9 protein-coding genes are annotated in these 13,331 nt (G+C 64.5%); 2 read left to right on the top strand and 7 right to left on the bottom strand.

The features are described from left to right. Window positions 1-96: 96 nt before the first annotated feature. The 4 genes from AWB68_RS08335 to apbC form a co-directional block, all read right to left on the bottom strand. Window positions 97-2,385, bottom strand: a complete 2,289-nt coding sequence (locus AWB68_RS08335) for an arginine/lysine/ornithine decarboxylase (RefSeq protein WP_087643880.1) — start codon at window positions 2,383-2,385, stop codon at window positions 97-99. 119 nt (window positions 2,386-2,504) lie between these two features. Continuing rightward, the gene (gene dcd, locus AWB68_RS08330; RefSeq protein WP_087643879.1) at window positions 2,505-3,074 is read right to left on the bottom strand and encodes a dCTP deaminase; all 570 of its coding nucleotides are present in this window, start codon (window positions 3,072-3,074) and stop codon (window positions 2,505-2,507) included. Window positions 3,075-3,258: 184 nt separating this feature from the next. Beyond that, window positions 3,259-3,792, bottom strand: a complete 534-nt coding sequence (locus tag AWB68_RS08325) for a superoxide dismutase family protein (RefSeq protein WP_087643949.1) — start codon at window positions 3,790-3,792, stop codon at window positions 3,259-3,261. 110 nt (window positions 3,793-3,902) lie between these two features. Then, entirely contained in the window at window positions 3,903-4,991 is a 1,089-nt protein-coding gene (apbC, locus tag AWB68_RS08320) for an iron-sulfur cluster carrier protein ApbC (RefSeq protein ID WP_087643878.1), read from the bottom strand. 267 nt (window positions 4,992-5,258) lie between these two features. Between apbC and AWB68_RS08315 the strand changes: the two genes are divergently transcribed. Further along, on the top strand, window positions 5,259-5,915 hold the full coding sequence (locus tag AWB68_RS08315; RefSeq protein ID WP_087643877.1) for a YiaD family glycine zipper/OmpA-like lipoprotein: 657 nt from the start codon (window positions 5,259-5,261) through the stop codon (window positions 5,913-5,915). Between the two features lie 223 nt (window positions 5,916-6,138). On the opposite strand, the gene AWB68_RS08310 is transcribed toward AWB68_RS08315, so the two are convergent. Both AWB68_RS08310 and AWB68_RS08305 read right to left on the bottom strand, forming a co-directional pair. Next, window positions 6,139-6,558, bottom strand: a complete 420-nt coding sequence (locus AWB68_RS08310; protein ID WP_087643876.1) for a type II toxin-antitoxin system HicB family antitoxin — start codon at window positions 6,556-6,558, stop codon at window positions 6,139-6,141. 73 nt (window positions 6,559-6,631) lie between these two features. Then, complete coding sequence (locus tag AWB68_RS08305) at window positions 6,632-6,766, bottom strand: type II toxin-antitoxin system HicA family toxin (protein WP_235028256.1); 135 nt, start codon at window positions 6,764-6,766, stop codon at window positions 6,632-6,634. A 276-nt stretch (window positions 6,767-7,042) separates the two neighbouring features. On the opposite strand from AWB68_RS08305, the gene metG reads away from it, so the two are divergent. After that, window positions 7,043-9,193 (top strand): methionine--tRNA ligase, encoded by a 2,151-nt coding sequence (gene metG / locus AWB68_RS08300; RefSeq protein ID WP_087643875.1) that lies wholly within the window; start codon window positions 7,043-7,045, stop codon window positions 9,191-9,193. A gap of 93 nt (window positions 9,194-9,286) precedes the next feature. On the opposite strand, the gene AWB68_RS08295 is transcribed toward metG, so the two are convergent. Beyond that, window positions 9,287-13,327 carry a translocation/assembly module TamB domain-containing protein gene (locus tag AWB68_RS08295; RefSeq protein WP_087643874.1) on the bottom strand — a complete coding sequence of 1,347 codons (4,041 nt, stop codon included), beginning with the start codon at window positions 13,325-13,327 and terminating at the stop codon, window positions 9,287-9,289. Window positions 13,328-13,331 lie beyond the last annotated feature (4 nt).

The following is a 13,331-nucleotide window of genomic DNA, read 5'->3' as shown; positions in this document are numbered from 1 at the left end:
GGCTCCGCCAGCAGCCATTCAAGAAACCCGCCTATAAGCAAAAATGCCGTTCAGTGAAGCACTGAACGGCATTTTTTTGCTATGGGAGCAGGACTTTCAACTCCGCACGCAATCGACAAAATACTCGATGCGCCCGTTGATCATCTCGCCCACCAGCCCGTGGATATCCGTATGGAAGCCCGGGAAGCGCTCGTTGAACTCGCGCGCGAAGCGCAGATAATCGACGATCGTCCGGTTGAAGCGCTCGCCCGGAATCAAGAGCGGAATGCCCGGCGGATACGGCGTGAGCAGGATGCTCGTCACGCGCCCTTCGAGTTCGTCGATCGGCACCCGGTCGATCTCGCGGTGCGCGAGCTTCGCGAACGCTTCGGACGGTTTCATCGCCGGCTCCATGCTCGACAGATACATCTCGGTCGTCAGCCGCGCGATATTGTTCGCGCGGTAGACGCTGTGAATCTGCTCGCACAGGTCGCGCAGGCCGATGCGTTCATACGACGGATGCTGCGCGATGAATTCCGGCAGCACGCGCCAGAGCGGCTGGTTGTTGTCGTAGTCGTCCTTGAACTGCTGGAGTTCGGTGACCATCGAGTTCCAGCGGCCCTTCGTGATGCCGATCGTGAACATGATGAAGAACGAGTAAAGCCCCGTCTTCTCCACGATGATGCCGTGCTCCGCCAGATACTTTGTCACGATCGCGGCCGGAATGCCGGTCTCGCCGAACTCGCCGTCCACGTCGAGCCCCGGCGTGATGATCGTCGCCTTGATCGGGTCGAGCATGTTGAAGCCTTCCGCGAGCGGGCCGAAGCCATGCCAGCGGTCGTTCGGCTTCAGGATCCATTCCTCGCGGTCGCCGATGCCTTCTTCGACCAGCGCGTCCGGGCCCCAGACCTTGAAGAACCAGTCCTCGCCATATTCGGCATCGACCTTGCGCATCGCGCGGCGGAAATCGAGCGCTTCCGCAATCGATTCCTCGACCAGCGCCGTGCCGCCCGGCGGTTCCATCATCGCCGCGGCCACGTCGCACGACGCGATGATCGCGTACTGCGGGCTCGTCGACGTGTGCATCAGGTACGCCTCGTTGAAGCGATGGCGGTCGAACGTGCTGTTCTCGCTGTCCTGCACGACGATCTGCGACGCCTGCGAGATACCCGCGAGCAACTTGTGCGTCGAGTGCGTCGCGAACACGAGCGCGCCGGTGCGCGGACGGCCCGCGCCGATCGCGTGCATGTCCTGATAGAACGAGTGGAACTCGGCGTGCGGCAGCCACGCTTCGTCGAAATGCAGCGTGTCGAGCAGATCGCCGAGCAGGTCCTTGATCATCTCGACGTTGTAGACCACGCCGTCGTACGTGCTCTGCGTGATCGTCAGGATGCGCGGCTTCAGGTTCGGGTTCTTCGCCAGCGCCTCGCGCGCGAACGGATTCGCCTCGATCTTCTTGCGAATGTTTTCCGGCTTGAACTCGTCGCGCGGAATCGGGCCGATCAGGCCGAAGTGATTGCGCGTCGGCGTGAGGAACACGGGGATCGCGCCGGTCATCGTGATCGCGTGCAGGATCGACTTGTGGCAGTTGCGGTCGACCAGCACGACGTCGCCCGGTGCCACCGTCGCGTGCCACACGATCTTGTTCGACGTCGACGTGCCGTTGGTCACGAAGAACAGATGGTCCGCGCTGAAGATGCGCGCCGCGTTGCGTTCGGAGGCCGCGACCGGCCCGGTGTGGTCGAGCAACTGGCCGAGTTCGTCGACGGCATTGCAGACGTCCGCGCGCAGCATGTTCTCGCCGAAGAACTGGTGGAACATCTGCCCGAGCGGGTTTTTCAGGAACGCGACGCCGCCCGAGTGCCCCGGACAGTGCCACGAGTACGAGCCTTCCTCGGCGTACTGCACGAGTTCCTTGAAGAACGGCGGCGCGAGCGAATCGAGATAGACCTTCGCCTCGCGGATGATGTGGCGCGCGACGAACTCCGGCGTGTCCTCGAACATGTGGATGAAGCCGTGCAGTTCGCGCAGGATGTCGTTCGGAAGATGGCGCGAGGTGCGCGTCTCGCCGTAGAGGAAGATCGGGATGTCGGCGTTGCGGCGGCGCACCGCCGTGACGAAGGCGCGCAGCGCGACGATCGCCGCCGCGAGTTCCGGCGTATCGCCGTCGGCGACCACGACGTTCTCGGCATACGGCAGCAGTTCATCGTCGTCGATCGAGAGGATGAAGCACGACGCGCGGCTCGACTGCTGCGCGAACGAAGTCAGGTCGCCGTAACTCGTCAGGCCGAGCACTTCGGCGCCTTCGCGCTCGATCGCCTCGGCGAGCGCGCGGATGCCGGAACCCGAGATGTTCTCGGAGCGAAAGTCTTCGTCGATGATGACGACGGGGAAACGGAACTTCATGGGGCGAATCTCCAAATGGAACGACCGCTGGCCGGGCGTTCGATGCCTGGTTCCAGCGGTCTTTCGGCAACCGGTCGCGGTTGGCGTTGCTTCACTGCGGCTTCACTGCCTTGCGCGCGTCAGGTCTTCGGCAGCGTCACGCCGCGCTGCCCCTGATACTTGCCGCCGCGATCCGCATACGACGTCTCGCAGACCTCGTCGCTTTCGAAGAACAGGACCTGCGCCACGCCCTCGTTCGCGTAGATTTTGGCAGGCAAAGGTGTCGTATTCGAGAATTCGAGCGTCACGTAACCTTCCCATTCCGGCTCGAATGGCGTCACGTTCACGATGATCCCGCAGCGCGCATAGGTCGACTTGCCGAGACACACGGTCAGGCACGAGCGCGGAATGCGGAAATACTCGACCGTGCGGGCGAGCGCGAACGAGTTCGGCGGAATGATGCAGACGTCGCCCTTGAAGTCGACGAACGATTTCTCGTCGAAGTTCTTCGGATCGACGATGGTCGAATTGATGTTCGTGAAGATCTTGAATTCGTCGGCGACGCGGATGTCGTAGCCGTAGCTCGACGTGCCGTAGGAGACGATCTTGCGGCCGTCCTCGGACACGCGCACCTGGTCGCGCACGAACGGCTCGATCATCTTGTGCTCTTCGGCCATGCGCCGAATCCACTTGTCGGATTTGATGCTCATAAGGGACTCACTTGGGTCGGCTCATCGGGGTCGCGGCCCGGGGTCGCGGCACGTCCGCGAGCGGCCCGGGTCTGCAACCCCGGCCGTGCTTGGATCGGGCATGGCCGGAGGCGCTTCGGGCGGCGCCGGCCAAACGAAAGCGCGTATTTTACTTGAATGACGTGACAGCCCGCGTGTCGTCGCGCTATTGCCGGATGACGCCGCACGCGAGCGCGGGACCGGCGCTGTGCGGGGCCATCGCGTAAGCGTCGGAGGCGTCGCGATGGAGCAGGATCGCGCGCCCGACCACCGAGCGCACGCCGTCGAGCGAGACATCCGGCGCCACGATGAAGCCGGTCGCGGTGCCGTTCGCGTCGGCGCGGATATTGGCGAGGTCGCCTTCGAGACGCGAACCGGACTTCATGCGCTCCGCCGCCGGGGCGAACACCGGTCCGGCGTCCGGCTGATTGATGACGATGCAGTCGCCGCGCTCGTGCACCTGCAACGCATGTTCGCTGTTGGGCGGCATGCCCGAGAGGTTGTACGAGACCTGCACGCCGTCCGCACGTTCGATGAGCGTGACGGTCCCGCCCGAGGCATTGCCGGGCGTGGGCAGCAGGGTCGCGTCGGCACGCTTTTCGTGATTCTGAAAAATGATGCCGCAGCCGCTCAGCAGCAGAGTGCCTGCAGCCATCGCGAGCAAGGCGGACAGCGTCCACCCGTCGAATCCGTGTCTCATGCGATCCTCTTGGCGGCCGCGCAAGCCCAATGCATGCGCGCTGCCGCACCAATCGAAGGCGACATGATACCGCGAGCCGCGCGGCGCTTGGCTCACGTTGGAGGGACCTGTCAGGTGTTCTGCACGACGATGCTCGGGAACTTCGAGGTCATGTCGCGCTGGCGCTCGGCGATCGAGATCGCGACCTTGCGCGCGATCGCGCGATAGATCTCCGCGACCCGGCTGTCCGGGTCCGATACCACGCTCGGCGCGCCCGAGTCGGTGCGCTCGCGGATCGCGATGTCGAGCGGCAACTGGCCCAGTATCTCGACGCCATATTCCTTCGCCATGCGCTCGCCGCCGCCCGCGCCGAAGATGTGCTCCTCGTGGCCGCAGTTCGAGCAGACGTGCGTGCTCATGTTCTCGACGATGCCGAGAATCGGAATGCCGACCTTCTCGAACATCTTGAGCCCCTTCTTGGCGTCGAGGAGCGCAATGTCCTGCGGCGTCGTGACGATCACCGCGCCCGTCACCGGCACCTTCTGCGAGAGCGTGAGCTGGATGTCGCCGGTGCCGGGCGGCATGTCGACGACGAGGTAGTCGAGGTCCTTCCAGTTGGTCTGGCGCAGCAGTTGTTCGAGCGCGGACGTGACCATCGGGCCGCGCCAGATCATCGGGTTGTCCTGCTCGATCAGGAAGCCGATCGAGTTGGCCTGGATGCCGTGTCCGACGAGCGGGTTCATCGACTGGTTGTCGGGGGACTCCGGGCGACCGGTGATGCCGAGCATCATCGGCAGCGACGGGCCGTAGATGTCGGCGTCGAGCATGCCGACCGATGCGCCTTCCGCCGCGAGCGCGAGCGCGAGGTTCGCGGCCGTCGTGCTCTTGCCGACGCCGCCCTTGCCCGATGCCACCGCAATGATGTTCTTGACGTTAGGCAGCAGTTTCACGCCGCGCTGGACCGCGTGCGCGACCACCTGCGACGAGACCTCGACCTCGACCTCGCCGACGCCGCCGACCTGCCGCAGCGCATCCGCGACCAGCGCACGGATCGCGCCGAACTGCGACTTCGCCGGATAGCCCAGCACGATGCCCACGCTGACTTTCGCCCCTTGCACCGCGACGTTGCGGACACTCTTGGTGTCCGCGAACTTCCGATGGGTGTTCGGATCGATCAGCGTAGCGAGTGCGGTGTCGATCTGGGCGCGGTCAATACTCATCGAGACTCCATGGAACGGTGGTTGCTTGCGCGGCGTGGCCACACGCGACACCGCGAAAAAATGAAAGGAATTGTTAAGTGCGGTTGCGCATGACACGCTCGCATTGCACTATCCGACGCGGCAAGGTTGCAGGGACGTATCGCCCGGTCTCTTTGCGGATGCTAAAACCTTATTGTAGTGTCTGCGGCGTGTGACCGCCGGAAGACCCCTCGCGCCTCGTGCGCCGGTGTCGCCGGATCGATTGTTGATTATTGGAGAATATTGAAAATGAACGCAAAATTGTTGACCCGTATCTCGGTTTTCGCCGTAGCAGGCGCGCTCGTCGCAGGTTGCGCTTCGCAACAGGGGACCAACACGGCGGTCGGCACGGGCGTCGGCGCGGCGACGGGCGCGGGTCTTGGCGCGATCTTCGGCGGCGGCAAGGGCGCGGCGATCGGCGCGGGCGTCGGCGCGGCGGTGGGCGGCATCACGGGCTACAACTGGCAGGCCATCAAGGGCAAGATTTCGGGCGACGCGAAGGGCACGGGCACGCAAGTCACCGAGCAGCAGGACGGCTCGCTCAAGGTGAACATCCCGAATTCGATTTCCTTCGACACGAACAGCTACGCGATCAAGCCGTCGTTCGATCCGGTGCTCGATTCGGTCTCGCAGACGCTCACGCAGCATCCGGAACTGATCGCCTCGGTGGTCGGCCACACGGATAACACGGGTCAGCCGGCTTACAACCAGACGCTGTCGCAGAACCGCGCGCAGAGCGTCACGCAGTATCTGGCGGGTCACGGCGTGGCGGCGCAGCGCCTGTCGGCGCAGGGCATGGGCCAGAACCAGCCGATCGCGGACAACTCGACCGAAGCGGGCCGGGCGCAGAATCGTCGCGTGGAAATCTACCTGCGCGCGACGGCTCAGCCGGGTCAGGTGCAGTAAGGCGGCTGGCCGGAAAGGACAAAAGGCGAACGAAGCGGGCGCCGCGAGGCCATGTTCATCGGGTCGAAAAAAATTTGAAACTTGGCCGCGCGTTGTTTGTCTGTCTTTACGGTGGGTGGCTGGCGATGCCGCCACCCGCCATTCTCCTCTTGTCGTTGTTGCTCCGGGGCCGTTTAAAGCCCCGGTTTTTTTTGGGCGAGTGGAATTCAGCGAACGCCCGCTCTCAGGCAATCGACACTTCCAGCCGCTTGCCAAGCTTGTTGAACGCGGCTTCGATCGCATCGAGCTTCGAGGAGTGCCGGGGGTTCAGCAAGCGATCCACCTGCGGCATATGAACATCCAGACGCCGCGCGAGTTCGGCCTTGCGCACGCCCTGCCGGACCATCTCGTTGGCGAGCAACACCTTCGCCACCACCAGCGCCGGCAACCTCACGACGCGCTGACCCTTCTTCGGCTTCGATGGCGGTGGAACCTCGCGCTTTTCGTCGAAGTAGATTTCGATGGCGCTTTCGAGCGCATTGAGCGCGTTGAGCAACGCCTCCTCTTCCTCGTCTCCGACGGACACCGCCTCCGGAATGTCCGGGAACGTCACCAGCAAGGTGCCGTTGGAATCCGGCATCAGGTTCACGGGATAAGACAACATGGTTTCAATTCTCCGATTCTCGAATTCGATTTAACGCGCGACGAACCGCGATCCGCGCGCCGGCATCGCGCATTCATTTCAGTCCGAGTTGCTTCTTGATCTGCTCGACCAGACCCTTGCCGATTTCCCTGCTTCCGTGGTCAGGAAAGATCGTCGTCCTGCCGTTGAGGGTGACCCGGAAGTGGCTGCCCTTCGCTGGCGTGAACACGGCGCCCCTGGTTCTTGAGCCATTTTCTGAACTCGCTGTATTTCATGTGGCTCCCTCGACCTCGTCGGAGGAGCAAAAATACAACATTTATGTTGTATCAAGCGATGATTAAACGCAACATATTTGTTGTAAATAGTGACGCCCCGCCGCAGTCACGGTCGTCAAAGCCGAGACCGCGCCGCAAACCGCCTGCCGGCCCCCAACCCCCGCCCCTGCTAGAATCGTGATTCCGCTTTTCACGCAATCACCCCAACCAGCCCGCAGGCCCGCGCCTTTATGTCAGCACCGATCTCCGCCACCGCATCCGCCGCGGCCCCGGCTCACGCCGGCCGTCGCCAGATTCTCGTCACGTCCGCGCTTCCCTACGCGAACGGCCAGATTCACATCGGCCACATGGTCGAATACATTCAGACGGATATCTGGGTTCGGGCGCTGCGAATGCACGGTCACGAGGTCTACTACGTCGGCGCCGACGACACCCACGGCACGCCGGTCATGCTGCGCGCCGAGAAGGAAGGCATCACGCCGAAAGCCCTGATCGACCGCGTCTGGCAGGAACACAAGCGCGATTTCGACAGCTTCGGCATCTCGTTCGACAACTACTATTCGACCGACGCCGAGGAAAATCGCGTCCTGTGCGAGAAGATCTACGCCTCGCTCAAGGAAGCGGGCTTCATCGACGCGCGCGACATCGAACAGGCCTACGACCCGGTCAAGGAAATGTTCCTGCCGGACCGCTTCATCAAGGGCGAGTGCCCGAAATGCGGCGCGAAAGACCAATACGGCGACAACTGCGAAGTCTGCGGCTCGACCTATCTGCCGACCGAACTCATCAACCCGTACTCGGTGGTGTCGGGCGCGACGCCGATCAAGAAGATCTCGACGCATTATTTCTTCCGTCTCTCCGACCCGCGCTGCGAAGACTTCCTGCGCGGCTGGGTGAGCGGCCTCGCCCAGCCGGAAGCGACCAACAAGATGCGCGAATGGCTCGGCGACAAGGGCGACGCCAAGCTCGCCGACTGGGACATCTCGCGCGACGCGCCCTACTTCGGCTTCGAGATTCCGGGCGCGCCGGGCAAATACTTCTACGTCTGGGTCGATGCGCCGGTCGGCTATTACGCGAGTTTCAAGCAGCTTGCCGATGCGCGCGGCATCGATTTCGACGCGTGGGTGAAGCCGGATTCGACCGCCGAGCAGTATCACTTCATCGGCAAGGACATCCTGTATTTCCACACGCTGTTCTGGCCCGCGATGCTGCAGTTTTCCGGCCATCGCACGCCGACCAACGTGTTCGCCCACGGCTTTCTTACAGTCGACGGCGCGAAGATGTCGAAGTCGCGGGGCACGTTCATCACGGCGCAGAGCGTGATCGACACCGGCATCAATCCGGAGTGGCTGCGCTACTACTTCGCGGCGAAGCTGAACAACACGATGGAAGACATCGACCTCAACCTCGAAGACTTCCAGGCCCGCGTGAACAGCGATCTGGTCGGCAAGTACGTGAACATTGCGAGCCGCGCGGCGGGCTTCCTGATCAAGCGCTTCGACGGCCGCGTGCAGGACAGCGCGATGAACCATCCGCTCGTCGACCGCTTGCGCGCGGCGGTTGACCATGTCGCGGCGCTTTACGAATCGCGCGAATACAGCCGGGCGCTGCGCACGACGATGGAACTCGCCGACGCGGTCAATCATTACGTCGATGCCGCCAAGCCGTGGGACCAGGCGAAGGACCCGGCGAATTCCGTCGCGCTTCATGAGACGTGCAGCGTGAGCCTGGAGGCGTTCCGGTTGTTGTCGCTGGCGTTGAAGCCGGTGTTGCCGAAGCTCGCGGAATCGGTCGAAGCGTTCCTCGGCATCGCGCCGCTTGTCTGGGCGGATGCCGCGCAGCCGCTGAGTTCACAGCAGCCGATCAACGCCTACAAGCACCTGACCACGCGCGTCGATCCGAAGCAGATCGAGGCGTTGCTGGCGGCGAATCGCGAGTCACTGCAGCCGGGGCAGGAAGGCGCGGCGGCGGCGTCAGCGGCTACCGCTGCAACCACCAAACCCGCCAAGGTCGCGAAGACGAAGGAACCGGAAGCCGAAGGCACCATTTCCATCGACGACTTCGCCAAGGTCGATCTGCGGATCGCGAAGATCGTCGATTGCAAGGCGGTCGAAGGATCGGACAAGCTGCTGCAACTGACGCTCGATGTCGGCGAGGAGAAGACGCGCAACGTGTTTTCCGGCATCAAGTCGGCTTATCAGCCGCAGGATTTGATCGGCAAGCTGACGGTGATGGTCGTGAATCTTGCGCCGCGCAAGATGAAGTTCGGACTGTCTGAAGGGATGGTGCTGGCCGCGTCTGCCGCTGATGAGAAAGCCGAACCGGGCTTGTATATTCTCGAGCCGCACAACGGCGCGAAGCCGGGGATGCGGGTGAAGTAAGGTGCTAAGGCAGCACAACAAAAAAGGGCACGCCGAACGCGTGCCTTTCTTTTCGCGCCGGCGGCCCCGGTCAGCCCGGTTAAACCGCGCGGCTCACGGCCCGCCCCGCCGGAACCAGTGGTCAAACCGTCGCGTATACGACAAGTCGACTCCATCGAACGTGCCGCCGTAAGCCGTCACCGACCAGAACCGCGAGAGGCTGAGCGTCGCCTTGATCGCGTTGCTCGCCGATTGCAAACCCTGCTCGTAACCGAGCACGAGCCGCTCGTTGATCGCCTTCGAAATCATTACGACCTGCGGATCGGTCAGCCCGACCTCGCTCGTGCCGATCGAAAACTCGTCGAGCCCGAAGGTCTGCGCGATGCGCTTGCCGCTGCTGCTGCCGAGCAGCGCGAGCGCACTGGTCATCGCGCTCTGCTGGCCGATGTTGTTGCCCTGGTCGGTGCCATGCCCGAACAGCAGCCACGACAGCTTTTCGTTGTCTGGCACGTTCGGCTCGGAAATAAGCTTGGCGGTCGGCGACTGCACCGTGCCCGTCACCTGCACGCCCGCCTCGATTTCCTGATTGCGTCGCATCGCGAGAATGTTGATGCCCGGATTCGCCACCGGCCCGTTGAACGTGAAGAACCCGTTCTCGATATTGAGCTTGCGCCCGAACGCCGTGTAGGTCGAACCCGGCGTCACGCGCACGTTGCCGACCGCGCGCAGCGGCATGTCCGGCGCGCTGATCGCGGTGATCGTGCCCGCGAGACCCAGATCGGCACCCGCGCCCCTGAAGCGGAATTTCTGCCCGAGATCGATATCGATGTTGGCGTGCGGGGCGAACTTCACCGGCTTGTCGGTGGCCGCGACGACCTGCTGGTTCTTGTCCTCGCCCTTCACGGTGCCGTCGGGCCGCACGATCACGACGTCGTCGCCGAGGCTCGGTGCCGACTTCTCCGGCAAATCGATGAGCGCGTGATCGACGGTGAACTTGCCGTTGATCTTCATGCCGCCCAGCACGCCGCCGTTCGCGATGCTCGCGCTGCCCGACAGCGATAACTGCCGGTCCGGCGAGGCGAAGATTTCGAGCTTGTCCGCGATGACGCTCGCCGTCAGGTCCGGCTGGTTCTGGTCGAGACGCACCTTGCCGGTTGCACGCAGCGTGCCGCTCGCGCCGTGGAACTCGACCTGCTGCAAGTCGACGAGATTCTCGGAGAGCGCGATGCGGATCACGCCGTCCTTCAATTGCACGCCCTGGCCGACCAGCGTCGCGGACAGTTCATCGCCGGTCAGCATGCCGGAGAGATTCGGCTTCGCGACGATGCCCGCGATCGTGAGTTTCAGCGCGAGCCGCCCGCCGAGCAGGTAGCTCGGGCCGAACAGGCCGCCGGTCGTGCGCAGTTGCGGAATGTTCGCGTCGATGGCGCCGGTGAGCGGCGCTTCGTCGGCGACCGTGAGAATGCCGTCGCGCGCGACGAGCGGCGTGTGCACGTTGGCATCGATCGAGCCGATGCGGGTCGCCTGCGCGTGGAACGTCGCGTTCAGGCGATTGCCGTTGGTGAAGTCCGCGCGTGCGGTGATGTCCGAAATGCCGAGGGCCGCGACACCGCGCGCCGCGTCGACCGAGACGTCGCCGGTGCGGCGCTTGATCTGGATGTGGCCGGTCGCCGTCGTGCCGAGCGAGAAGTTCCAGTCGCCGTCGAAGACGAGATCGGTCTTGATCGGCGGCTCAGCGCCAGTCAGTTCCTGGCGGATTTCGAGAATGCGCGGGATCGACAGGTTCGTGAGCGTGCCCGCCGACTGGATGCGCCCGCCCTCGAAAGCGAACGACTTCAGGTCGAGCACGGCGCCTTCCGCCGACAACCGCGTCGCGCCGAGCACGATGCGGTTGGGCGCATAGCTCACGGTGAGCGGCGATTCGAGATTCACCGACGGCGTTCCCTTGTTCGTGAGCCGCGTGATCGTGCCGTCCCAGTGCGGGCCGTCGCGGGCGTCCGTGAGCTTGCCGTTCGCGGCTAGCGTCAGGTTGACCGCCTCGCCGCGCACCTTGCCGGTCGCGGTGGCGTCGAGCTTATGCTGCGCGCGCGTGCCGGTGAGGCTGGCGTCGAGCGTCGCGAGTTCGACGCCTTCGGTGCTGAGATCGCGCGCTTTCGTCGTGAAAACGAGCGCGCCGTTCGCGCCGTCGCGCATTTCAGCGTGGCCTTCCGCGTGGCCGAGCCGGTTCGGGCCGAACACGACGCCGTCGGCCTGATAGTTCGCCGCGACGTTCGGATGCGCGAACGAGCCGGTCAGGTCGCCATCGGCCTTGACGAGACCCGCGAGGCCGAAGCCCAGCCGTTCGAGCGCCGGCGCATCGACGCGAAAGCGCAAACGGTCGCCGGGCGCGCCGAAGCTGCCGTTCAGGTCGATGTCGTTGCCCGCCACCGAGAGCTTTGCGTTGCTCGGCAGGATCCGCGTGCCGGCGACCTGCACGGTGCCGGCGCCCGTCAGCGGCAGGTTGTCGTAGACGCTCTCGCCGAGCTTGAATTGCGCCTTGGTGGTGAGCGTCGGCGCGAGCACGCCCGCGGCCGTCAGCGTGCCGTTCACGCGCGCCTCGATCACGCGCGCGGGCGCGGCCTTCTTGCCCTTGGGCGGTGCGCTCGCCACCTGCTGCATCAGCAACAGCGGATTGAACTCGACGAGCGTCGCCTTCAGGTCATAGCTCGAATTGACGTCCTTCTTCAGCGCGCCGCTCAATTCGACGCGGCCCTTCCCCACCGAGAGCTTCACGCCTTCGAACGCGGTCTGCTTGGCGTCGAGCTTCACCTTGCCCTGCGCGCGGATCGCCGACTTCGGATCGTTCAGGTCGAGCACGATGGTCTGCGTGTCGCCCGCGAGCGTGATGCCGATCGGCCCGGCGAACTGCGTCGGCCGGATGCTCGACTGGATCGCGCTCAGGTCGAGTTTCGCGACCTTCAGGTCGAACTGGCCGTGATTGCCCTTGAGCGACCCGCCGCCGGTGATCGTCGCTTCTTTCACGAGCCGCACGTTCAGATCCGTGATGGATTGCGCGGCGGCGTCGAGGCGCACGTTCGCGTGGGCGTCGATGAGCGGGAGCAACTGCTTGTCGACCGGTCCCGGCTTCGCATTCACGATCGACACCGGCCCGGTCACGACGAGCGAACCCGCCTTGTCCGGCTCAGCCGGCTTCACTTCGGCGCGCACGGCGAGATCGGCGAACGGCGCGCTCGGGCTGAACGCCTGCGGATTGACGTGATCGACGGTCACGATGGCGTTTTTCAGCGGCACGTCGCCGAACGGCAGCGCTTCGACGTGCGCGCGGCCGTTCAGCTTCATGCCGCTCGCCTGCACATCGGCGACGAGGTTTTCGAGCGATCCGGTCAGATGCGCCGCGACCTGCACCGACTCGCCGTTCACCTTGCCCGAGTAGCCGGCGTCGCCCGTCAGCGGGAACGGCCGCGCGCCGCCGTCCATCTTCACGGCCGCGTTGACCGCGCCGAACGGCGTGTCGAGACGCTCGACGGTCGCTTCGTGATGACGTCCGTCGCTGCGTCCGTGGAACAGCAGCCGCGAGAGTTCGGTCGTCGTCGCGCCCTGATGCAGGCGCAACTTCGCCACGCTCACGTCGCGGATCGCAAGCTGGATCGGCAGGCGCAAATCCTTTGGCAATTCCGTCTTCGTCGTTTCCTTGGGCGACGGCGCGATGCGCGCGTCGATCGTCCCGACATGCAGATAGTCGATCGTGAAGCGCCACGGCTCACGCGTCAGTTCCCAACGGGCGGAGACGCTGTCGACGGCGATGTCGGTGCCCTTGCCGTCGAGGCTCTTCCAGTGGACGTTGCGCAGACGCAGGCCGGTCGCGACCGAGCCGCCGTCGAGCGTGCCGCTGAGCCGCCCATCGAGCAGCGACGTCGCCGCCTGCCAGACGTAATGCGTGCCGCGCTCGCTCATGAGCGCATAGAAAATCATCCCGACGCCGAGCGCCAGGCACAGCACGAGCGCGAGCACGATCCCGCCGAGCCACTTCGCGAGCCGCCGCCAGCCGCCCCGGCGCGGCGGCTGCGCGTCAGGCGCACCCGAAGCTCCGGGCGCGTCGCCTCCCCCGCCGTTGCCGGGTTCGTCTGCGTTCGGATGGACTGTGGGGTCGGTCATGCGT

This window comes from Caballeronia choica (assembly GCF_001544535.1).
Classification (GTDB): domain Bacteria; phylum Pseudomonadota; class Gammaproteobacteria; order Burkholderiales; family Burkholderiaceae; genus Caballeronia; species Caballeronia choica.
Note: the sequence above shows the minus strand (reverse complement) of the source record. Positions and strands in the feature narration are given on the sequence as shown.

Excerpts from the sequence above, each read along its gene's own strand:
- apbC (WP_087643878.1), bottom strand. The coding sequence starts at position 4,991 with ATGAGTATTGACCGCGCCCAGATCGACACCGCACTCGCTACGCTGATC.
- AWB68_RS08295 (WP_087643874.1), bottom strand. The coding sequence starts at position 13,327 with ATGACCGACCCCACAGTCCATCCGAACGCAGACGAACCCGGCAACGGC.
- AWB68_RS08325 (WP_087643949.1), bottom strand. The coding sequence starts at position 3,792 with ATGAGACACGGATTCGACGGGTGGACGCTGTCCGCCTTGCTCGCGATG.
- AWB68_RS08335 (WP_087643880.1), bottom strand. The coding sequence starts at position 2,385 with ATGAAGTTCCGTTTCCCCGTCGTCATCATCGACGAAGACTTTCGCTCC.
- dcd (WP_087643879.1), bottom strand. The coding sequence starts at position 3,074 with ATGAGCATCAAATCCGACAAGTGGATTCGGCGCATGGCCGAAGAGCAC.
- AWB68_RS08310 (WP_087643876.1), bottom strand. The coding sequence starts at position 6,558 with ATGTTGTCTTATCCCGTGAACCTGATGCCGGATTCCAACGGCACCTTG.
- metG (WP_087643875.1), top strand. The coding sequence starts at position 7,043 with ATGTCAGCACCGATCTCCGCCACCGCATCCGCCGCGGCCCCGGCTCAC.
- AWB68_RS08315 (WP_087643877.1), top strand. The coding sequence starts at position 5,259 with ATGAACGCAAAATTGTTGACCCGTATCTCGGTTTTCGCCGTAGCAGGC.